Source organism: Streptomyces africanus (genome assembly GCF_030816955.1).
Lineage (GTDB): Bacteria > Actinomycetota > Actinomycetes > Streptomycetales > Streptomycetaceae > Streptomyces > Streptomyces africanus.
On the sequence record NZ_JAUSYP010000001.1, the window covers coordinates 2,701,816 to 2,722,297 of the forward strand.

14 protein-coding genes are annotated in these 20,482 nt (G+C 72.4%); 5 read left to right on the top strand and 9 right to left on the bottom strand.

All coding sequences use genetic code 11. From position 1 onward, the window contains the following. Nucleotide 1: 1 nt before the first annotated feature. The 3 genes from QF034_RS12565 to QF034_RS12575 all read left to right on the top strand — a co-directional run bounded on the left by QF034_RS12565 (nucleotide 2) and on the right by QF034_RS12575 (nucleotide 5,255). The gene (locus tag QF034_RS12565) at nucleotides 2-1,456 is read left to right on the top strand and encodes an FGGY family carbohydrate kinase (RefSeq protein ID WP_307175029.1); all 1,455 of its coding nucleotides are present in this window, start codon (nucleotides 2-4) and stop codon (nucleotides 1,454-1,456) included. Between the two features lie 137 nt (nucleotides 1,457-1,593). Further along, on the top strand, nucleotides 1,594-3,327 hold the full coding sequence (locus QF034_RS12570; protein WP_307175030.1) for an ABC transporter ATP-binding protein: 1,734 nt from the start codon (nucleotides 1,594-1,596) through the stop codon (nucleotides 3,325-3,327). After that, a complete protein-coding gene (locus QF034_RS12575) occupies nucleotides 3,327-5,255 on the top strand; it encodes an ABC transporter ATP-binding protein (protein ID WP_307175031.1) in 1,929 nt (642 codons plus the stop codon). The genes QF034_RS12570 and QF034_RS12575 overlap by 1 nt, the downstream gene beginning before the upstream one ends. A gap of 48 nt (nucleotides 5,256-5,303) precedes the next feature. Here QF034_RS12575 and QF034_RS12580 read toward each other — a convergent pair whose 3' ends face one another. The 5 genes from QF034_RS12580 to QF034_RS12600 form a co-directional block, all read right to left on the bottom strand. After that, on the bottom strand, nucleotides 5,304-6,596 hold the full coding sequence (locus QF034_RS12580) for an RNA polymerase sigma factor (RefSeq protein ID WP_307175032.1): 1,293 nt from the start codon (nucleotides 6,594-6,596) through the stop codon (nucleotides 5,304-5,306). A gap of 86 nt (nucleotides 6,597-6,682) precedes the next feature. Beyond that, entirely contained in the window at nucleotides 6,683-8,605 is a 1,923-nt protein-coding gene (dnaG, locus tag QF034_RS12585; protein ID WP_307175033.1) for a DNA primase, read from the bottom strand. Nucleotides 8,606-8,721: 116 nt separating this feature from the next. Continuing rightward, a complete protein-coding gene (locus QF034_RS12590; protein ID WP_307175034.1) occupies nucleotides 8,722-9,987 on the bottom strand; it encodes an NAD(P)/FAD-dependent oxidoreductase in 1,266 nt (421 codons plus the stop codon). A gap of 153 nt (nucleotides 9,988-10,140) precedes the next feature. Beyond that, nucleotides 10,141-11,418 carry a deoxyguanosinetriphosphate triphosphohydrolase gene (locus QF034_RS12595; RefSeq protein WP_307175035.1) on the bottom strand — a complete coding sequence of 426 codons (1,278 nt, stop codon included), beginning with the start codon at nucleotides 11,416-11,418 and terminating at the stop codon, nucleotides 10,141-10,143. Nucleotides 11,419-11,511: 93 nt separating this feature from the next. After that, nucleotides 11,512-12,285, bottom strand: coding sequence for a sirohydrochlorin chelatase (locus QF034_RS12600; protein WP_307175036.1), 774 nt, complete (start codon nucleotides 12,283-12,285; stop codon nucleotides 11,512-11,514). A gap of 214 nt (nucleotides 12,286-12,499) precedes the next feature. Between QF034_RS12600 and QF034_RS12605 the strand changes: the two genes are divergently transcribed. Beyond that, nucleotides 12,500-13,189 carry a SanA/YdcF family protein gene (locus tag QF034_RS12605; protein WP_307175037.1) on the top strand — a complete coding sequence of 230 codons (690 nt, stop codon included), beginning with the start codon at nucleotides 12,500-12,502 and terminating at the stop codon, nucleotides 13,187-13,189. Between the two features lie 117 nt (nucleotides 13,190-13,306). On the opposite strand, the gene QF034_RS12610 is transcribed toward QF034_RS12605, so the two are convergent. The 3 genes from QF034_RS12610 to QF034_RS12620 are packed head-to-tail and all read right to left on the bottom strand — an operon-like array spanning nucleotide 13,307 to nucleotide 16,881. Further along, nucleotides 13,307-14,074 carry an enoyl-CoA hydratase-related protein gene (locus QF034_RS12610; RefSeq protein ID WP_307175038.1) on the bottom strand — a complete coding sequence of 256 codons (768 nt, stop codon included), beginning with the start codon at nucleotides 14,072-14,074 and terminating at the stop codon, nucleotides 13,307-13,309. A 21-nt stretch (nucleotides 14,075-14,095) separates the two neighbouring features. Beyond that, entirely contained in the window at nucleotides 14,096-15,364 is a 1,269-nt protein-coding gene (locus QF034_RS12615) for an FNR domain-containing protein (RefSeq protein WP_307175039.1), read from the bottom strand. Then, nucleotides 15,361-16,881, bottom strand: a complete 1,521-nt coding sequence (locus QF034_RS12620; RefSeq protein WP_307175041.1) for an amino acid adenylation domain-containing protein — start codon at nucleotides 16,879-16,881, stop codon at nucleotides 15,361-15,363. The genes QF034_RS12615 and QF034_RS12620 overlap by 4 nt, the downstream gene beginning before the upstream one ends. A 373-nt stretch (nucleotides 16,882-17,254) precedes the next feature. On the opposite strand from QF034_RS12620, the gene QF034_RS12625 reads away from it, so the two are divergent. Continuing rightward, on the top strand, nucleotides 17,255-19,435 hold the full coding sequence (locus QF034_RS12625; RefSeq protein ID WP_307175042.1) for a molybdopterin oxidoreductase family protein: 2,181 nt from the start codon (nucleotides 17,255-17,257) through the stop codon (nucleotides 19,433-19,435). Here QF034_RS12625 and QF034_RS12630 read toward each other — a convergent pair. Continuing rightward, nucleotides 19,432-20,436: a sugar kinase gene (locus tag QF034_RS12630; RefSeq protein ID WP_307175043.1), complete on the bottom strand. Its 1,005-nt coding sequence runs from the start codon at nucleotides 20,434-20,436 to the stop codon at nucleotides 19,432-19,434. The genes QF034_RS12625 and QF034_RS12630 overlap by 4 nt on opposite strands. Between the last annotated feature and the right edge of the window lie 46 nt (nucleotides 20,437-20,482).

A 20,482-nucleotide genomic window follows, 5' to 3' on the forward strand; every position in this document is an offset into this window, starting at 1 on the left:
CATGGGGATAGTCGCCGGGTTGGACAGTTCACCCGATTTCACTCGTATCGTCGTCTGTGACACGGACTCCGGAGCCGTGCTCAGGCAGGGATATGCGCCGCATCCGGTGGAGAGCCCCGACAGCGGTGGCCGCCCGTCCGACGTCGACCCGCAGGCCTGGCTGCTGTCCCTGGGCGAGGCCGCGGGCGGCGGGCTGCTGGAGGGCGTGCAGGCCATCGGCGTCTCGGCGCAGCAGAACGCCGTCGTGCCGCTGGACGCGCAGGGCAACACCGTGCGGCCGGCCATGGTCGGCAGTGACAAGCGGACGCAGGTCGCGGCGGCCGACCTGATCGACGCGCTCGGGGGGCGCGAGGCGTGGGCGCAGGCCGTGGGGTGTGTGCCGCAGGCCGCGCAGCCGGTGACGAAGCTGCGCTGGCTGGCGCGGACCGAGCCCGAGAACGCGCAGCGCACCGCGATCCTCCTCCAGGCGCACGACTGGCTGGTGTGGCAGCTGCTGGGCCGGCCGGTGCGCAGAACCACCGACCGGGGCGGGGCGTCCGGCACCGGGTACTGGTCCGCGGCGACCGGCGCCTACCGGCCCGACCTGGTCGAGCTGGCGCTCGGGCACCAGGTGATGCTGCCGGAGGTGATCGGCCCGGCGGACGCGGCCGGTACGACGCCGGAGGGGCTGCTGATCTCCGTGGGGACCGGCGAGACCATGGCGGCGGCGTTCGGGCTCGGCATCGGGCTCGGGGACGCGGTGGTGTCGCTGGGCGCGTCCGGGTCCGTGATGGCCGTGCACCCCGAGGCGCTGGTCGACGGCTCCGGGATGATCACCGCGCTGGCCGACGCGACGGGCATGCACCTGCCGGTCGTCACCACGCTGAACGCCGTACGGACGCTGCGCGGGACCGCCGAGCTGCTGGGGCTGCCCGATCTGGAGAGCCTGTCCGAGCTGGCGATGAAGTCGACGCCGGGGGCGCACGGGCTGGTGCTGCTGCCCTATCTGGAGGGTGAGCGGACGCCGAACCTGCCGCACACGGCAGGGACCCTGGCGGGGCTCAGGCGCGAGTCGATGAAGGCGGAGCACCTGGCGCGGGCCGCGTTCGAGGGCATGCTGTGCGGGCTCGCGGACGCGCTGGACGTGCTGCGCGCCCGGGGCGTGGAGGTGCGGCGGGTGTTCCTGCTCGGTCCGGCCGCCGAACTGCCCGCCGTGCAGGCGGCCGCGCCCTCGCTGTTCGGAACGCAGGTCGTGGTGCCGCAGCCGGCGGACTACGCGGCGATCGGCGCCGCCCGGCAGGCGGCCTGGGCGCTCGGGGCGTCCCAGGGCACGCTCGACGCACGGACCCCGCCGGCCTGGCAGGGCGCGGTCGCGCAGGTCCTGGAGCCCGGGGAGGAACTGGCCGTGGGACAGGCGGTCCGGCAGCAGTTCGTGTCGGTACGGGAGCAGACGCATCCGGGGGCGATGCGGACCTAGGGGTGCGGATATGAGGGGCCCTGGGTGGTTTTGACCGCCTGTTGGGTTAATTCGGTTGAGGTAACGCGGGTGGAGTGTTCGACGATAGGGGCCAGGGGCAACCAACCCGGCCCCGTCGCCCACCCGAGAGAAGCAGCGTGCTCATACCACTTCTGCGGGTCCATCTCAGGCCCTACAAGAGACCCATCACCCTGCTGGTGCTGCTGCAGTTCCTGCAGACCTGCGCCACGCTCTACCTGCCCACGCTGAACGCGGACATCATCGACCAGGGTGTCGTGAACGGCGACACCGGATACATCCTGGGCTACGGCGCCGTCATGATCGGCATCTCGCTGGTCCAGGTCGTGTGCAACATCGGTGCCGTGTACTACGGCGCCCGTACGGCGTCGGCGCTCGGGCGGGACGTGCGGGCCGCCGTCTTCGACCGGGTGCAGTCGTTCTCCGCGCGTGAGGTCGGTCACTTCGGGGCGCCCTCGCTGATCACCCGTACGACGAACGACGTCCAGCAGGTGCAGATGCTGGCGCTGATGACGTTCACGCTGATGGTGTCGGCGCCGATCATGTGCGTGGGCGGCATCGTGCTGGCGCTCGGTCTCGACGTGCCGCTGTCCGGGGTGCTGGTGGCGGTCGTGCCGGTGCTGGGCATCTGCGTGACGCTGATCGTGCGGCGGCTGCGGCCGCTGTTCCGGGCCATGCAGGTACGGCTGGACAGGGTGAACCGGGTGCTGCGCGAGCAGATCACCGGCAACCGCGTCATCCGGGCCTTCGTCCGGGACGAGTACGAGCAGCAGCGCTTCAGGAAGGCCAACACCGACCTCACGGACTTCGCGCTGGGCACCGGCAACCTGCTCGCGCTGATGTTCCCCATCGTGATGACGGTGGTGAACGTGTCGTCGATCGCCGTGGTGTGGTTCGGCGCGCACCGGATCGCCAGCGGGGGGATGCAGATCGGCGACCTGACCGCGTTCCTCGCCTATCTGATGCAGATCGTCATGTCCGTGATGATGGCCACCTTCATGTTCATGATGGTGCCGCGCGCGGAGGTGTGTGCGGAGCGCATCCAGGAGGTGCTGGACACCTCGTCGAGCGTCGTGCCGCCGTCGGCGCCCGTGCGGGAGCTGCGCCGGCACGGGCATCTGGAGCTGCGCGGGGCGGGCTTCCGCTATCCGGGTGCCGAGGAGCCGGTGCTGCGGGCCGTCGACCTGGTCGCCCGGCCGGGTGAGACGACCGCCGTCATCGGCTCGACCGGCAGCGGCAAGTCGACCCTGCTCGGGCTGGTCCCGCGGCTGTTCGACGCGACCGAGGGGCAGGTGCTCGTGGACGGTGTCGAGGTGGCGGAGCTCGACCCGGAGCTGCTCGCGAAGACCGTCGGGATGGTGCCGCAGAGGCCGTACCTGTTCGCGGGCACGGTGGCGACCAACCTGCGCTACGGCAACCCGGACGCCACCGACGAGGAGCTGTGGCACGCGCTGGAGGTGGCGCAGGCCAAGGAGTTCGTGGAGCGGCTGGAGGGCGGGCTCGACGCGCCGATCGCGCAGGGCGGGACGAACGTCTCGGGCGGTCAGCGGCAGCGGCTCGCGATCGCCCGGACGCTCGTGCAGCGCCCGGAGATCTACCTCTTCGACGACTCCTTCTCCGCGCTCGACTACGCCACGGACGCCGCCCTGCGGGCCGCGCTCGCGCAGGAGACCGCGGAGGCGACCGTCGTGATCGTCGCCCAGCGGGTGGCGACCATCCGGGAGGCCGACCGGATCGTCGTCCTCGACGAGGGCCGTGTCGTCGGCACCGGCCGGCACCACGAGCTGATGGCGGACAACGAGACCTACCGGGAGATCGTGCTCTCCCAGCTCACGGAAGCGGAGGCTGCCTGATGGCGGGGCCCATGGGGCGGATGATGGCCGGGGGCGGCCCCGACCAGCGCTCGCTGGACTTCAAGGGATCGGGCAAACGGCTCGTCGCGCGGTTCCGGCCGGAGCGGGTCACCCTCTGCGTGCTGCTGCTGTGCGTGGTGCTCAGCGTCGGCCTCAACGTCGTCGGGCCGAAGATCCTCGGCAAGGCGACCGACCTGGTCTTCGCGGGCATCGTCGGGCGGGGCATGCCCGAGGGGGCGAGCAAGGAGCAGGTCCTCGACCAGATGCGGCAGCGCGGGGACGGCGACGTCGCCGACATGCTGCGCAGCACCGACTTCACGCCCGGCGAGGGCATCGACTTCACCGCCGTCGGGCATGTGCTGCTGCTCGCGCTGGGCGTGTTCCTGGTGGCCGGGCTGCTGATGGCGGTGGCGACGCGGATGGTCAACCGGGCCGTGAACCGCACCATGTTCCGGATGCGCGAGGACGTGCAGACGAAGCTGTCGCGGCTGCCGCTGTCGTACTTCGACAAGCGCCAGCGCGGTGAGGTGCTGTCCCGGGCGACGAACGACATCGACAACATCGGGCAGACGCTCCAGCAGTCGATGGGGCAGCTCATCAACTCGGTGCTGACCATCGTCGGCGTCCTCGCGATGATGTTCTACGTCTCGTGGATCCTGGCGCTGGTCGCGCTGGTGACCGTGCCGCTGTCGTTCGTCGTCGCCACACGCGTGGGCAAGCGGTCGCAGCCGCACTTCGTGCAGCAGTGGCGCTCGACGGGCAAGCTGAACGCCCACATCGAGGAGATGTACACCGGGCACGCGCTCGTGAAGGTGTTCGGGCGGCAGGAGGAGTCGGCGCAGCAGTTCGCCGAGCACAACGAGGCGCTGTACGAGGCCGGGTTCCGGGCGCAGTTCAACAGCGGGGTCATGCAGCCGCTGATGTTCTTCGTGTCGAACCTCAACTACGTGCTGGTCGCGGTCGTCGGCGGGCTGCGGGTCGCCTCGGGCTCGCTGTCCATCGGCGATGTGCAGGCCTTCATCCAGTACTCGCGGCAGTTCTCCATGCCGCTGACGCAGGTCGCGTCCATGGCGAACCTGGTGCAGTCGGGCGTCGCCTCGGCGGAGCGGGTCTTCGAGTTGCTGGACGCGGAGGAGCAGAGCGCCGATCCGGTGCCGGGCGTGCGGCCCGAGGAACTGCGCGGGCAGGTGGCGCTGGAGCACGTCTCGTTCCGCTACGACCCGGAGAAGCCGCTGATCGAGGACCTGTCGCTGAAGGTCGAGCCCGGGCAGACGGTGGCCATCGTCGGCCCGACGGGCGCCGGCAAGACGACGCTGGTGAACCTCTTGATGCGGTTCTACGACGTCACGGGCGGGCGCATCACCCTCGACGGGGTCGACATCGCGCGGATGTCCCGGGACGAGCTGCGCGCCGGGGTCGGCATGGTGCTCCAGGACACCTGGCTGTTCGGCGGCACGATCGCCGAGAACATCGCGTACGGGGCGTCCCGGGAGGTGACCCTCGGAGAGATCGAGGAGGCGGCCCGGGCCGCGCACGCGGACCGGTTCATCCGTACGCTGCCGGAGGGGTACGACACGGTGATCGACGACGAGGGGTCGGGGGTCAGCGCGGGTGAGAAGCAGCTGATCACCATCGCTCGGGCGTTCCTGTCCGACCCGGTGATCCTGGTGCTCGACGAGGCGACGAGTTCGGTCGACACGCGTACCGAGGTGCTGATCCAGAAGGCCATGGCGAAACTCGCCCACGGGCGGACGTCCTTCGTCATCGCGCACCGGCTGTCGACGATCCGGGACGCGGACACGATTCTGGTGATGGAGAACGGGGCGATCGTGGAGCAGGGCGCGCACGAGGAGCTGCTGGCGGCGGACGGGGCCTACGCCCGGCTGTACAAGGCGCAGTTCGCGCAGGCGGCGGCTGAAGTCGACTGAGTCGCATTCGAGGTGCCATGTGGTGTCGTGGGGCGGCGGCAGACGGCATCAGTCCAGATAGCCCCTCAGCTGGTCCGCGAAGGTGTGGTCCCGGAGTTTGTTCAGGGTCTTCGACTCGATCTGACGGATGCGTTCCCTCGTGACGCCGAAGATCCTGCCTATCTCCTCCAGCGTGCGCGGGCGGCCGTCGGCCAGGCCGTACCTCAGTTGGACGACCTTCCGCTCCCGCTCACCAAGGGTGGACAGGACCGCCTCCAGGTGCTCCCTGAGCAACAGGAACGCGGCCGACTCGACCGGTGATGTCGCGTCGCCGTCCTCGATGAGGTCGCCGAGGGCGACTTCGTCCTCCTCCCCCACCGGCGCGTGCAGCGACACCGGCTCCTGGGCGAGGCGCAGCACTTCGCTGACGCGCTCCGGGGCCAGGTCGAGGTGCGCGGCGACCTCTTCCGGTGTCGGCTCGTAGCCCCGCTCCTGGAGCATGCGGCGCTGGACGCGGACGACCCGGTTGATGAGTTCCACGACGTGCACGGGGACCCGGATGGTGCGGGCCTGGTCGGCCAGGGCGCGGGACATGGCCTGGCGGATCCACCAGGTGGCGTAGGTGGAGAACTTGTAGCCCCGGGCGTAGTCGAACTTCTCGACGGCCCGGATGAGTCCGAGGTTGCCCTCCTGGACGAGGTCGAGCATGGTCAGGCCGCGCCCGACGTAGCGCTTGGCTACGGAGACGACCAGGCGCAGGTTGGCCTCGATGAGGCGGCGCTTGGCCATCCGGCCCATGACGACGAGCCGGTCGAGGTCCAGCGCCAGCCGGCTGTCCAGGTCGGAGGCGAGCCGCAGCTTCTCCTCGGCGAACAGGCCGGCCTCGACGCGGCGGGCGAGTTCGACCTCCTCGGCGGCGGTCAGCAGGGGGATGCGGCCGATCTCCCGCAGGTACTGGCGGAACAGGTCGGAGGAGGGGCCGCCGGTGTCGGGGCGGGCCCGCGGCGGTTCGACGGGCTCGGGAGCCTCGGCCGTCTCGATGGCCTCGGCGGGCGGCTCCTCCGGTTCCGTCTCGGGGCGGAGCACGACGCGGCCTTGCGCCGGGACCGCGGGGAGGACGTCGTCCTCCGCGTCCGGGGCGGTACCGTCAGCGCCGATGGCGCCGCTGACGTCGGTCTGGGTGAGGGTCTGGGTCTGCACGGGGGCGACCTCCAGGATGATCGCTGCCAAGGCGGACGGCAGCGGTACTTCGGGAGCGGAGTCGGCGGCCTCGCCGCTGTCCGTCCCGTACGCGATGAGCGGAACCGCGGGGGTCTGGGACCCGTCGGGGACGGATCGGCCGCGCTCCGAGGACTCAGGCACCGGAACCCAGTGTGGGGTAAGACACATCGTCGCCACGAGGGGCGTGCGATGACTTTTTGCTTCCGGTCCGTGACCGCGCGGTGACCTCAGAGCGCGGCGGCGCCGTGCTCCCGGAGGGCCTGGTCGTACTGCTGGAGGACCCAGAGTTCGTTCTGCACGGCGGCCAGCTGGGCCGGGTCACCGTGGCTGCCGAGGCGGGTGAGCTGGCCGGTGATGTCGCGGATGCGGCGTTCGACGGCGCGGCGGCGGACGGTGACCAACTGGGCGCCCGCGTAGGTCTCGTCGACGCCCTTCACGCCCTTGTGCAGCAGGATCGCCTCGACGGCCAGTTCCGTCACCATCGCGCGGACCGCGTCGTCCGGGGCGGCCTCGCGGACCTTCACCAGGTAGTCCTGGGGGTCCGCGACGCCCAGTTCGGCGCCGCCGGCGTCCAGGATGGCCTGGCGTACGGCGGCGTAGGGCGGGGCGGTGAACTCGTCCACGCCGTACGCGTCGAAGGCCGGGGAGACCAACTCGGGGCGCTGGAGGGCGAGTTTGAGGAGTTCGCGTTCGGTGGCGTAGACCGGGTTGCGGAGGTTGAGGGCCGGGCCGCGGGGGGCGGCGGACGGCTGGGCGAAGGCGTGCTGCTGCGATCCGTGCTGGTGCCGGTCCGGGGCCGGGCCCTTGCCGCCGCGGTCACGGGCCCAGCGGGCCAGCTGGGCCACGCGCTTGACCACGAACTGGGTGTCGAGGATGCCGAGCATGCCGGCGAGCTGGACGGCGACCTCGTGCTGGGCGCCGCTGTTCTTGATGCGGGCGACGATCGGGGCCGCCTCGTCCAGGGCGGCGGCGCGGCCGGCCGGGGTGTCGAGGTCGTAGCGGCTCACGATCTGGCGCAGGGCGAACTCGAAGAGCGGTGTGCGGGGTTCGACCAGGTCCGCCACCGCCTCGTCACCCTTGGCCAGGCGCAGGTCGCAGGGGTCCATGCCGTCGGGGGCGATGGCGATGTACGTCTCGGCGGCGAACTTCTGGTCGTCCTCGAACGCGCGCAGGGCCGCCTTCTGGCCGGCCGCGTCGCCGTCGAAGGTGAAGATGACGCGGGCCGAGCCGTTGTCCATCAGCAGGCGGCGGAGGATCTTGATGTGGTCGCCGCCGAAGGCCGTGCCGCAGGTGGCGATGGCGGTCGTCACCCCGGCCAGGTGGCAGGCCATGACGTCCGTGTAGCCCTCGACGACCACCGCCCGGCTCGTCTTCGCGATCTCCTTCTTCGCCAGGTCGATGCCGTAGAGGACCTGGGACTTGCGGTAGATCGCCGTGTCGGGCGTGTTCAGGTACTTGGGGCCGTTGTCCGCCTCGTAGAGCTTGCGGGCGCCGAAGCCGACGACGTCGCCGCCGATGTCGCGGATGGGCCACATCAGCCGGCCGCGGAAGCGGTCGATGGGGCCGCGGCGGCCCTCCTGGGCGAGGCCGGAGAGCAGGATCTCCTTGTCGGTGAAGCCCTTGCCGCGCAGATAGCGCGTGAGGTGGTCCCAGCCCTGGGGGCTGTAGCCGACGCCGAAGTGGACGGCGGCGGCCTGGTCGAAACCGCGCTCGGCGAGGAAGACCCGGCCGGTGTCGGCCTCGGGGGAGGTCGCGAGCTGTTCCGCGTACCACTCGGCCGCGATCTTGTGGGCCTCGACCAGGCGGATGCGTTCGCCGCGCTGGTGGGAGGGGTTGTACCCGCCCTCCTCGTAGCGCAGGGTGATGCCCGCCTGGCCGGCCAGGCGCTCGACCGCCTCCGAGAAGGAGAGGTGGTCGATCTTCATCACGAACGTGATGGTGTCGCCGCCCTCCTGGCAGCCGAAGCAGTGGAAGAGTCCCTTGCTCGGGCTGACCTGGAAGGACGGTGACTTCTCGTCGTGGAACGGGCACAGACCCTTGAGGTTGCCGCCGCCCGCGTTGCGCAGCTGGAGGTACTCGGACACCACGGCGTCGATCGGGACCGCGTCCCGTACCGCCTTCACGTCCTCGTCGTTGATCCGTCCAGCCACGGAGTGATTCTACGGGGCACAACTGACACTCCTGCGGCGGTGAGCGCCCCCGGCCGGGGGTCCGGGGGTTGCCCCCCGGGAATTGCAGCACGGGGGCGGAGTGACAGTCCTGACGGCTACGAGGCGAGGCTGTCCAGCGGTGCGTGCGGGTCCGCCAGCGCCTCCGTGTTCACCCGGGCCCTGGAGCGGATCAGCTGCTGGATCTTGTCTGTGACATCCCACACGTTCACGTTCATCCCGGCCAGCACCCGGCCCTCCTTCACCCAGAAGGCGATGAACTCGCGCCGGCTCGCGTCCCCCCGGATCACCACCTGGTCGTACGTCCCCGGCGGCGCCCAGCCGGAGTACTCCATGCCGAGGTCGTACTGGTCGGAGAAGAAGTAGGGCACCCGGTCGTACGTCACGTCCCGGCCGAGCATGCAGCGGGCCGCCGCCGGGCCGCCGTTCAGCGCGTTGGCCCAGTGCTCCACCCGCATGCCGGTCTCGAAGAGGGGGTGGGGGAAGGAGGCCACGTCGCCGGCGGCGTGGATGTCGGGGTCGGAGGTGCGCAGCCGCTCGTCGACCACGACGCCGCCGCCGCGCGCCCGGTCGGCGATCTCCAGCCCGGCCGCCTCCGCGAGAGCGACCCGCGGGGCCGCGCCGATCGCGGCCAGGACGTCGTGCGCCGGGTGTTCCTCGCCGTCGTCCGTGCGGGCCGCGAGGACCATGCCGTCCTGGCCGACGATCTCGGTGAGCCTGCTGCCGAAGTGGAAGCGGACGCCGTGATCGCGGTGCAGGTCGGCGAAGAGCTGGCCGAGTTCGGGGCCGAGGACGTGGTGCAGCGGGGTCGGCCCGCTGTGGACCACGGTGACCTCCGCGCCGTACTCGCGGGCCGCCGCCGCGACCTCCAGGCCGATCCAGCCGGCGCCCGCGATCACGAGGTGGCCGTTGTCCCGCCCGAGGTTGGTCAGGACGTGCTTGAGCCGCTCGGCGTGGGCGAGCCGGCGCAGGTGGTGGACGCCGGCCAGGTCCGTGCCCGGGATGTCGAGGCGGCGGGGCTCGGCGCCGGTCGCCAGGAGCAGCTTGTCGTAGCGGACGACGGTGCCGTCCTCGCCGAAGCGGACCGTCTTGGCCGCGCGGTCGATCGCGTCGACGGTCTGGCCGAGGTGCAGCTCGATGTCGTTCGCCGCGTACCAGGCGGGCTCGTGCACGAAGACGCTGTCGCGTTCCTCCTTGCCCAGGAGGTAGCCCTTGGACAGCGGCGGACGCTCGTAGGGGTGGTCACGTTCGTCGCAGATCAGTATCACCCGGCCGGTGAAGCCCTCCGCCCGGAGCGCCTCGGCCGCCTTCGCGCCGGCGAGTCCGCCTCCGACGATGACGAATGTCTGATCCGCGTCGACCACTTGATGCCTCCTCGTAAGGATGTCGCCACTTGAGCGTCCCGCACGGAGCGTGATGCGGGAAGAGGGAGTGACCCGATCAGGCCACGGAGGGTCACGATCGGGCGCGCCGGGGTCCCCTGTTCCCCGTGTGTCGTCTCCTGTCTCCTGCCAGTCTCATGCGTGTCCCGTCAGACGGGCGTGAAGCGAGCGGGCGGAGGTGTCGGTGAGGGAGGCGATCTGGTCGACGATCACCCGTTTGCGGGCCCGGTCGTCCGGCGCGCGGTCGAACAGGGCGCGGAACTGCGGGTCCAGGCCGTCCGGGGCGCGGACGGTGATCGCCTCGGCCAGTTCGGCGACGACGACGCGCTGGTCGGCGCGCAGGCGTTCCTGCTCGGCGCGCTGCATGACGTAGAGGTCGGCGACGGCCTTGAGGACGGCGCACTCCAGACGGGCCTCGCGCGGCACGACCAGTTCCGCGGCGTACCGGGTGAGCCGTCCGGCGCCGTACGCGGTGCGGGTCGCGGTCTCGGCGGCCAGGCAGAAGCGGCCGATGAGCTGGCTGGTGGCGTCCTTCAGACGGGCCTGGGCGACGGCGGTGCCGTCGTAGCCGTGCGGCCACCACTCCTGGGCGAGGAGCCGGTCGAGGGCCTCGGCGAGTTCGGCGGGGTCGGTGTCCGCCGGTACGTACCGGTCCCGGGCGACCTGGAAGACGTCCTGCCGTTCGGGTTCGGCGTGCAGGCAGTTGGGGTCGATGTGGCCGGCGTGCAGGCCGTCCTCCACGTCGTGCACCGAGTAGGCCACGTCGTCGGACCAGTCCATGACCTGCGCCTCGAAGCAGGCGCGGGTGCCGGGGGCGTCCTTGCGGACCCAGTCGAAGACCGGGCGGTCGTCGTCGTAGACGCCGAACTTGCGGGACGCCGGGTCGATGGGGTGGGCGCCGCGGGGCCAGGGGTACTTGGTGGCGGCGTCGAGTGCGGCGCGGGTGAGGTTGAGGCCGACGGAGCCGTCGGGGGTGAACCGTTTGGGCTCGATGCGGGTGAGGAGTCTGAGGGACTGGGCGTTGCCCTCGAAGCCGCCGCAGTCCGCCGCGAACTCGTTGAGGGCCTGTTCGCCGTTGTGGCCGAAGGGCGGGTGGCCGAGGTCGTGGGAGAGGCAGGCGGCTTCCACGAGGTCGGGGTCACAGCCGAGGGCCGCGCCCAGTTCACGGCCGACCTGGGCGCATTCGAGGGAGTGGGTGAGGCGGGTGCGGGGGCTGGCGTCCCAGGCCGGGCCCAGGGTGCCGGGCGTCACCACTTGGGTTTTGCCGGCGAGTCTTCTCAGGGCGGCGCTGTGCAGGACTCGGGCTCGGTCGCGTTGGAAGGCGGTGCGGCCGGGGCGTTTGTCTGGTTCCGGGGCCCAGCGGTCGACTGACGTCGGGTCGTAGGCCGGGGGGTGTGGTGAGGTGCCGTCCATGTGCCGACAGTATGCGCCTGTGCATCTGCCGGGTTCGGTTTTCGGGCGGGTGCGGGTGGTTTGTGGCTGGTCGCGCAGTTCCCCGCGCCCCTGTTAGGCCGATGCCAGTGCTGGTTCCTCGAAAGCCCGGGCCGCCAGGGTCTCCTCGTAGCGGTGGAGGAGGAGGTGGGCCATGGCGGGGTGCGTGCCGAGGGGGGCCGCTGCTATCCAGGGGGCCGCTTGGGTGCACTCCGTGGCGAAGCGGCCGGGGGCCGTGAAGTAGGAGGCCAGGGCTATGTGGTGGCGGCCCCGTGCCAGGAGGGTGCGGACGGCCGTCTGGACCGTGGGGGTCGCTGCCGAGGCGTAGGCCGGGAGGACCGGGACGCCCAGGCGGGCGGCGAGGAGGTGGGCCGTGCGGGTGGTGTCCGTCTTGGCGTCCGGGTCGCGGGAGCCGGCCGCGGCGAGGACGACCGCGCTGGTGCGGCGGGGCGTGCCGCCCCAGCCGGCCTCCGTCAGACGGGCCTGCAGGGCGTCCACCAGGAGGGGGTGCGGGCCCAGGGGGGCCGCCAGGTGGGTGCGGGCCTCGGCGGCCGCGGCCATCTCGGGGATGTCCTGCTTGACGTGGTAGCCGCGGCTGAGGAGGAGGGGGACCAGGACCACCTCCGTGTCGCCCAGGGCGGCGAGCGTGTCGGGGAGCAGGGGGGCGTTCAGTTCGATGTGCCCGAGGTGCACCGGCACGTCGGGGCGCAGCGCGCGGACGCGGTCCAGGAGCGCGCGGACGGTGCTCAGCGCGCGGGGGTCGCGGCTGCCGTGCGCCACGACCACGAGGGCGGGCGGGGCCGGGCGGCGCGTGGCGGGCGGCGGGACGAGGCTGAGCTGGCTGGGCATGCCACCGATGGTCGCCGCCGCACGTTGCCTTCCCGTTGCGTGGGCGTCACGGGTGTTTTCCAGCGGTTCACGATGTGGGACGGGTGGAGTGTGAGGCGGCTCGACCTGGGGTTTCCGTGTAACGCGTGAAGCTGATCACGCGGAGGCGGATGAACCGGGTGGTCCGTGCGGACGTCCCTGACTGTCGAGGGGCCGACCTGGGGAGGGACCGCCGATGCGTCGTGTGACGTTCCGCAGACCGCGGCTGCCGCGTAGCCGGCGGGGGCAGCGGCGGCTGGTGCAGGCGGTGATGGCCGGGTGCGTACTCGCGCTGCTGCCGGTGACCTGGATGTATGTGGCCACGGGCGACCGGCTGCGGACGGCGGCGGACGTGCCGCGGACCGATGTGGCCGTGGTGTTCGGTGCCGGGCTGTGGGACGGGGAGCCGTCGCCGTACCTCGCGCACCGGCTGGACGCGGCGGCCGGGCTGTACCGGGAGGGCCGTATCAAGGTCGTGCTGGTCACCGGCGACAACAGCCGTGAGGACTACGACGAGCCCGACGCCATGCGCGCCTACCTGACCCGGCACGGCGTGCCGGACGGGCGGATCGTCAGCGACTACGCGGGGTTCGACACCTGGGACTCGTGCGTGCGCGCGAAGACGATCTTCGGGGTCGACCGGGCGGTGCTGATCAGCCAGGGCTTCCACATCCGGCGGGCGGTGGCGCTGTGTCAGGCGGCGGGTGTCACGTCGTACGGCGTCGGCGTGGACGCCAAGCATGACGTCACCTGGTACTACGGCGGCACCCGGGAGATCTTCGCGGCGGGAAAGGCGGCGCTGGACGCGGTGTTCCGGCCGGATCCGCGGTTCCTGGGGCCGAAGGAGCCGGGCGTGGAGCGGGCGCTGGCGGCAGCGGCCGGGTGACCTGGCGCAGGTGCCGCGCTCTCGCACGCCGGGCTTGACGCGCCCCCCTGAACGGGGCCGGGGACGGGAGTGGCGGCAGGCACTCCCCTCCCCGGGGGTCCGCGAGGTTCGCGCCCCTCACCGGCCGCCGAACACCGGCGCCCGCTTCTCCAGGAACGCGCTCATCCCCTCCTTCTGGTCCTGCGTCGCGAACAGCGCGTGGAACACCCGCCGTTCGAAGCGGAGGCCGTCCCGCAGGCCCGTCTCCAGGGCCCGGTCGACGCACTCGCGGGCCGCCCTGACCGCCGTACGGCCGTACGAGGCGATGGCCGCCGCAGCTTCCAGTGCCTCGGCGAGGACCCGGTCGTCGGGGACCACGCGGGAGACCAAGCCGCAGCGCTCGGCCTCCCGGGCGTCCATCGTGCGGCCGGTGAGCACCAGGTCCAGGGCCTTGGCCCGGCCCACGAGTCGGGTCAGCCGCTGGGTGCCGCCGATGCCGGGGATCACTCCCAGCTTGATCTCCGGCTGCCCGAAGGAGGCCGACTCGCCCGCGACGACCAGGTCGCACATCATGGCCAGTTCGCAGCCGCCGCCGAGCGCGTAGCCGGACACGGCGGCGATCTTCGGGGTGCGCAGGTCGGCGAAGTGCTCCCAGTCCGCGAAGTAGTCCTCGGACATCATGTCGACGGCCGACCGGCCCGCCATCTCCCTGATGTCCGCGCCGGCCGCGAAGACCTTCTCCGAGCCGGTGACGACGAAGCAGCCGACGTCCGGGTCGTCGTCCAGCGGGCCCAGGACGCCGAGGAGTTCGGCGAGCAGCTCGGAGCTGAGCGCGTTCAGGGCGTGCGGGCGGTGCAGGCGGACGGTCACCACGCGGCCGTCCCGTTCGATTTTCAGGTGGTTCATCTTCCCTCCATGGAAAGTGGGTCAGGAGTCCCAGATCGCGCCGTACGCCGGAACGCCGCGCCGTTCCAGGCCGTGCACCACCTGCCAGGTCAGCCGCTTGTTGGAGATGCAGATGACCGCCTCCGCGCCGAAGTCGCGGTACGCGGCGTGGGCGAGCCGGACCATGTCGGGCTTGCCGTGCCGGGAGGTGTCCCAGACCAGGGCGTGCGGCTGGACCGCGAGGATCTCGTCGACGAGGGCGTCGCCGTAGGTGGCGCGGGGGTCGCGGGTCGCCCAGACCAGGCGCGAGGGGACCTCGGCGGCGAGCAGGTGGGGCAGGCAGGGGCCGATGCCGCTGCCGGTCGCGACGTAGATCACCTTTCTGAACAGGACCTCGATGTTGGCGACTCCGGCGGTGGTGATGCCCTTCACCCAGACCCGCGAGGGCAGGTCGTCGATGAAGGAGCCGGTCCAGTCACCGGCGCGGGAGATGGTGAGCCGGAAGCCGGGGCGGCCGGGGGCGGGGACGTTGGCGAAGGAGTGCCACTCGGTCAGCGGGCTGCGGCTGATCGCGGTCGAGGAGCCGGCGAAGGGGGTCTCGCCGTAGTCGAAGCGGGCCAGCGCCACGTGCGGGGAGGGGCGTTCAGTGCGGACGTCCACCTTGCGCAGCCGCAGCCAGGGCAGGGCCACGCTGAACGTGACGACGGCGAGGACCGCGACCGGACCCGGCCCCTGACCGGAGAGCAGGGTGTGGGTCCACAACAGCGCGAGGGCGCTCCAGCCGCCGAAGCGGTGGATCTTCTCGAAGTGGTCGTGCCGGCGGGAGCGGAAGGGGGGCAGCGCGGTGGCGACGATCAGGGCGAGGAGGGCCACCAGGGTCCAGCTCACCGCGATCAGCGGCAGGTCCGTTCCGGCGCGGGTCACCGCGACCGTCAGGGCCAGGAACCAGGCCGACGCGGCCAGCGCCCCGCCCACGTGCAGCCCGCCGAAGTGGTAGACCTTCCCGAGCGTCCAGCGGATCTTCAGCGGCCAGCTCACCGGGGCCGAAGTCGCCAGCCGGAACAGGAGGTTGATGACGTACTGCTGGCGTACGAGGACGGCGAGGACGAGGTTGGCGAGGGCGGCGTGCCCGAGGGTGGGCGTGGCCAGGGGACGGGCGGCCCACAGGAATGCCGCGTTGGCCAGCAGGACCAGGGCCGCGAGGCGGTTGTAGTGCATCAGGCGGGGGTGCTTGAGCAGGCGGCGGGGGGCGGACAGGAGCGGTGGGAGTTCGCCCGTGTCCTGGTGGGTCCGGGCGGGGGACGTGGTCATCGGGCCACCGCCAGCCGCTGTTCGAGCATGTCCAGCAGGGCCTGTTTGTCGACCTTGCCGCGGTCGGTCTCGGGGAGGAACGCCAGCGGCAGGACCTGCTCGGGGACGCAGTAGTAGGGCAGGGCGTCCACGACCGCGCGGCGGGCCGTGTCGGGGTCGACGTCGGCGGGGCAGACGAACGACACCAGGGTGCGGGCGTCGCGTTTCAGGGTGACGGCACGGCTGCAGCCGGCGGCCGTCTCCAGGACGGAGGAGACGGAGTCCAGCTCGACGCGGAAGCCGCGCACCTTGACCTGGTCGTCGGTGCGGCCGAGGTGCTCCAGTTCACCGCCGGGGGTCCAGCGGCCGAGGTCCCGGGTACGGAACATGCGCCTGCCGCCGCCGAGGAAGGGGTCGGGGGCGTAGCGCTCGGCGTTGAGGGCGTCGTCACCGAGGTAGCCCGCGGAGACGCAGTCGCCGCCCGCCCACATCTCGCCGGGCTCGCCGATGGGCAGCGGGCGCCGGTCGGGGTCGAGGACGTAGACGGTGTTGTTGGGGGTGGGGCGGCCGATGGTGAGGAGCGGGGCGGCCGGGTCGTGGCGGCTCATGGTGTTGACGATCGTGGTCTCGGTCGGGCCGCAGCAGTTGTGGAAGGCGGCCCGCCGCGCCCAGCGGTCGGCCAGCGGGCGCGGGCAGGGCTCCCCCGCCACGGCGACCGTGCGCACGCGGGGACAGGCTGCGGGGTCGAGGCCGGACAGCACGGTCGGGGTGGCGATCAGCACGTCGGCGGTGCGGGCCGCCGCGGCGATGTCCTTGCCGCGGATGACGAGGGTGCCGCCGTGGGCGAGGCAGCCCAGGATCTCCCAGGCCGCCATGTCGAAGGCGATGTTGAGGAGCTGGGCGACCCGGTCGCCGGGGCGGATGCCGAGGCCGCCCGGCCCGGTGAGCAGGATGTTGGCGACGTTGCGGTGGGTGACCTTCACGCCGTTGGGGCGGCCGGTGGTGCCGGAGGTGAACAGCACGTAAGCGCCGTCGTCGCCGGTGACGCGCGGGCGCGGGGCCGGGGCGTACGGCTGCGGCTCGTCGAGCGTGAGGAGGCGGGGGCCGTCGGGCAGCGGTACCCGGTGGGCGTGTTCCGCGGTGGTGAGGACGATCCGGGTGCGGGCGGTGCGGATGACGTGGGTGAGCTGGGCCGGGGGCGCGAGGCCGATGTCCTGCGGGACGTAGGCGGCGCCGGCCTTCAGGATGCCGAGGAGGCCCACGAGCATCGGGATCGAGCGGCGGACGAACAGGCCGACGTGGTCGCCGGGGCGCACGCCCTCGCGGACGAGGCGGGCGGCGAGGGCGTCGGCGTACCGGTCGAGTTCGCCGTAGGTGAGGTGCGCGCCCTGGTGTTCGGCGGCCACGGCGTGCGGGGTGGCGGCGGCGTGCCGGGCGACGGCGTGGTGCAGGAGCGGGTCGGGGACGGGGACGGTGGGGCCCCGGCCGTACTGGCGGAACAGCTGCCGGTCATGGGGGGTGAGATGGCGCAGAGGCATGGTCGGGTGGCCTCCTGGCTGTGTTCGAGGATCGGATTGGCCACACGCGGCGGGGCCGCGGGTGGATGCAGCCGTGAGCGGCGGGCATGCCCGGGTGTCGAACGCCGTGCGGAGTCGTGCGAGCGCTGCGCGTAGCGAGAGCGTAGTGCCACTGCTTCAACTCTCAACGAGGTCGGATCAGCCAAGAAAGGAGAGCAATGAGCCACATGTGACGTTTTTCGTCACATCGGCAACGTCCGTGCCGGTCGGCGGCGACCTGAAGGCGGACGGGCGTGTGCCTCACGCGGGCGGGGTGGCGGCGGGGAGGTTGCCGTCCCTGCCGCGTAACAGGGAACCGTCCCGGGCGTAACACGACGGAAGCAGGCTGAACGGTATGCAGACCACCGCCACGCCCACGCACTGCCCGTACTGCGCCCTGCAGTGCGGGATGAACCTGACGCCCGCGCCCGACGGGACGGTCGAGGTGAGCGAGCGTACGGACTTCCCGGTGAACCGGGGCGCGCTGTGCGGCAAGGGCCGTACGGCGCCGGCGGTGCTGGCCTCGAACGTGCGCCTGACCTCGCCGTTGGTGCGCGAGGGGGGCGCGCTGGTGCCGGCCTCCTGGGACGAGGCACTGGACCGGATCGCCGACGGGCTGCGCCGGACGCGCGCGCAGTACGGGCCGGACGGGGTCGGGGTGTTCGGCGGGGGCGGCCTGACGAACGAGAAGGCGTACACGCTCGGCAAGTTCGCGCGGGTCGTGCTCGGCACCTCCCAGATCGACTACAACGGCCGTTTCTGCATGTCGTCGGCGGCGGCGGCCGGGATCAAGGCGTTCGGTCTCGACCGGGGGCTGCCGTTCCCGCTGGAGGACATCCCGAAGACCGGCTGCGTGATCCTGGTCGGCTCGAACCTCGCGGAGACCATGCCGCCGTCCCTGCGGTTCTTCAACGAGCTGAGGGAGAACGGCGGCACGCTGATCGTCATCGACCCGCGCCGCACGAAGACCGCCGAGCAGGCGGACCTGCATCTGGCGCCCCGGCCGGGCACGGACCTGGCGCTCGCCCTGGGCCTGCTGCACCTGGTGATCGCCGAGGGCCGGGTGGACGAGGAGTACGTCCAGGAGCGGACCGCGGGCTGGGAGGACGCCCGGGCCGCGGCGATGGCGCACTGGCCGGAGTACGTGGAGCGGATCACGGGGGTGTCCGTACCCGAACTGCGCCAGACGGTACGGATGTTCTGTGAGCCCGAGTCGGCGATGGTACTGACGGCACGGGGGCCGGAGCAGCAGTCCAAGGGCACCGACACGGTGGGCGCGTGGATCAACCTGTGCCTGGCGACCGGACGGGCGGGCCGCCCGCTGTCCGGGTACGGCTGCCTGACCGGGCAGGGCAACGGGCAGGGCGGCCGCGAACACGGGCAGAAGGCCGACCAGTTGCCGGGCTACCGCAAGCTCGACGACCCGGCGGCGCGGCGGCATGTCGCCGAGGTGTGGGGCGTGGACCCCGACTCGCTGCCGGGGCCGGGGCGCAGTGCGTACGAGCTGCTGGACGCGCTGGGCACGGACATCAGGTCCCTGCTGCTGATGGCGTCCAACCCGGTGGTGTCGGCGCCGCGTGCCGCGCACATCGAGGAGCGCATCAAGTCCCTGGACTTCCTGGCCGTGTGTGACGTGGTCCTGTCGGAGACGGCGGAGCTCGCGGACGTGGTCCTGCCGGTCACCCAGTGGGCCGAGGAGACGGGCACGACGACCAATCTGGAGGGCAGGGTCCTGCTCCGCCGCCAGGCCATCACCCCGCCCGACGGCGTCCGCAGCGACCTGGAGGTCCTCCACGAACTGGCCGCCCGCCTGGGCGTGGAGAAGGGCTTCCCGACCGACCCGGAGGAGATCTTCGAGGAACTCCGCCGGGCGAGCGCGGGCGGTCCCGCGGACTACTCGGGGATCACGTACCGCAGGATCGTCGAGGAGAACGGGGTGTTCTGGCCGTGCCCGGCGGCGGAGCCGGAGGGCCTGACGGGGGCCGAGGACGAGGCGGGTGACCCCGGCGCGCAACGGGGCGCGGCGGGTCACCCGGCCTCCACCGAGACGGCTGACACGGCGGGCGTTGCCCACCCCGGCACCCCGCGCCTCTTCCTCGACCGTTTCGCCACCCCCGACGGACGCGCCCGCTTCGTCCCCGTCTCGCACCGGGCCATCGCCGAGGAACCGGATGACGAATACCCCGTGCTGCTCACCACGGGGCGGGTCGTGGCGCAGTACCAGTCCGGGGCGCAGACCCGGCGCGTGACGGAGCTGAACGCCGCCGCGCCCGGGCCGTTCGTGGAGCTGCATCCGCGGCTCGCGGCCCGGCTCGGGGCGGCCGAGGGCGATCCCGTGGCCGTCGTGTCCCGGCGGGGCCGGGCCGTGGCGCCCGCCCGTATCACCAGCACCATCCGCCCCGACACCGTCTTCATGCCGTTCCACTGGCCGGGCGAGGGCCGCGCGAACTCCCTCACCAACCCCGCGCTCGACCCGACCTCCCGGATGCCGGAGTTCAAGGCGTGCGCGGTGCGTCTGGAGGCGGTGCGGCCCTAAGGCCGTCGCCCTGTGAGGGTCGAAGAGGCCGCGATGCCCAGGTCGGGGATGTCGTCCCGGCTGCGCAGGGCCGTCGCCGCCGACCGGTGGGCGCGGTGCAGGCGGGACTCCTCGTCGGCGTCCTCCAGGACACCGGACAGGTACCCGGCGGCGAAGGCGTCGCCCGCGCCGACCGGTTCCACCACCTCGACAGCGGGGGCGGGGGCGAAGGTGACCTCGCCGCCCGCCGCGTACGAGGTCGCGCCGTGCTCCGCGTCCTTGACGACGACGAGCGGTGCCGGGGCGAGCAGGCTCGCGATGTCGTCGGGGTGGCGCGTGCCCCACAGTGCCTCGGCCTCGTCGCGTCCCACGAACACCAGGTCCGCGGCCCGGGCCAGGTCCCGCAACGCCGCTGCCGCGTCGGCGGCCCGCCCCCTCCACAGGGCGGGGCGGTGGTTGACGTCGAAGGAGACGACCGGCCGGGCCGCCGCCGCGCCCCAGGGCGTGCGGCGTACGACGATCTCCTCCAGCAGTCGGGCGCAACTGCCGGACAGCGCCGCGGTGATGCCCGACACGTGCACGACGCGCGGCCCCCGCAGCTCGGGCGCGCGGGCCAGTTCCGGTCCCATGTGGGCCGCGGCCGATCCGCTCCGGTAGTACAGCGGCCGGGTGGCGTCCGGCCCCGGGTCCTTGAAGTACACGCCCGTCGGACGCAGCGGATCGACACCGACGGCGCCCACCTCGACTCCCCGGGCCGCGAGTTCCGCGCGGATGCGCTGCCCGAACGCGTCGTCGCCCACCCGGCTCAGCCAGGCCGCGCGGTGCCCGAGCGCCGCCAGCCCGCAGGCCACGTTGGACTCGGCGCCGCCGACGGAGAGGCGGAGCGCGGACTGGTCGGCGAGCGGCCGGTCGTCCGGCGGGCTGAGGACGGCCATGGTCTCGCCCAGGCACACGACGTCCGCCGCGGTGTGCCCGTCGCGACCGGGCCCGGCGGCCCGGGAACCGGCGGTCGGGTGGGGCAACGTGCTCTCCTGTTCTCCTGGTTGGGTAGCCCGGAGGGCGTACGTA

Coding starts and splice junctions, on each gene's coding strand:
- QF034_RS12615 (WP_307175039.1), bottom strand. CDS start 15,364: ATGACCACGTCCCCCGCCCGGACCCACCAGGACACGGGCGAACTCCCA.
- QF034_RS12625 (WP_307175042.1), top strand. CDS start 17,255: ATGCAGACCACCGCCACGCCCACGCACTGCCCGTACTGCGCCCTGCAG.
- QF034_RS12575 (WP_307175031.1), top strand. CDS start 3,327: ATGGCGGGGCCCATGGGGCGGATGATGGCCGGGGGCGGCCCCGACCAG.
- QF034_RS12565 (WP_307175029.1), top strand. CDS start 2: ATGGGGATAGTCGCCGGGTTGGACAGTTCACCCGATTTCACTCGTATC.
- QF034_RS12610 (WP_307175038.1), bottom strand. CDS start 14,074: ATGAACCACCTGAAAATCGAACGGGACGGCCGCGTGGTGACCGTCCGC.
- QF034_RS12595 (WP_307175035.1), bottom strand. CDS start 11,418: ATGGACGGCACCTCACCACACCCCCCGGCCTACGACCCGACGTCAGTC.
- QF034_RS12600 (WP_307175036.1), bottom strand. CDS start 12,285: ATGCCCAGCCAGCTCAGCCTCGTCCCGCCGCCCGCCACGCGCCGCCCG.
- QF034_RS12620 (WP_307175041.1), bottom strand. CDS start 16,881: ATGCCTCTGCGCCATCTCACCCCCCATGACCGGCAGCTGTTCCGCCAG.
- QF034_RS12605 (WP_307175037.1), top strand. CDS start 12,500: ATGCGTCGTGTGACGTTCCGCAGACCGCGGCTGCCGCGTAGCCGGCGG.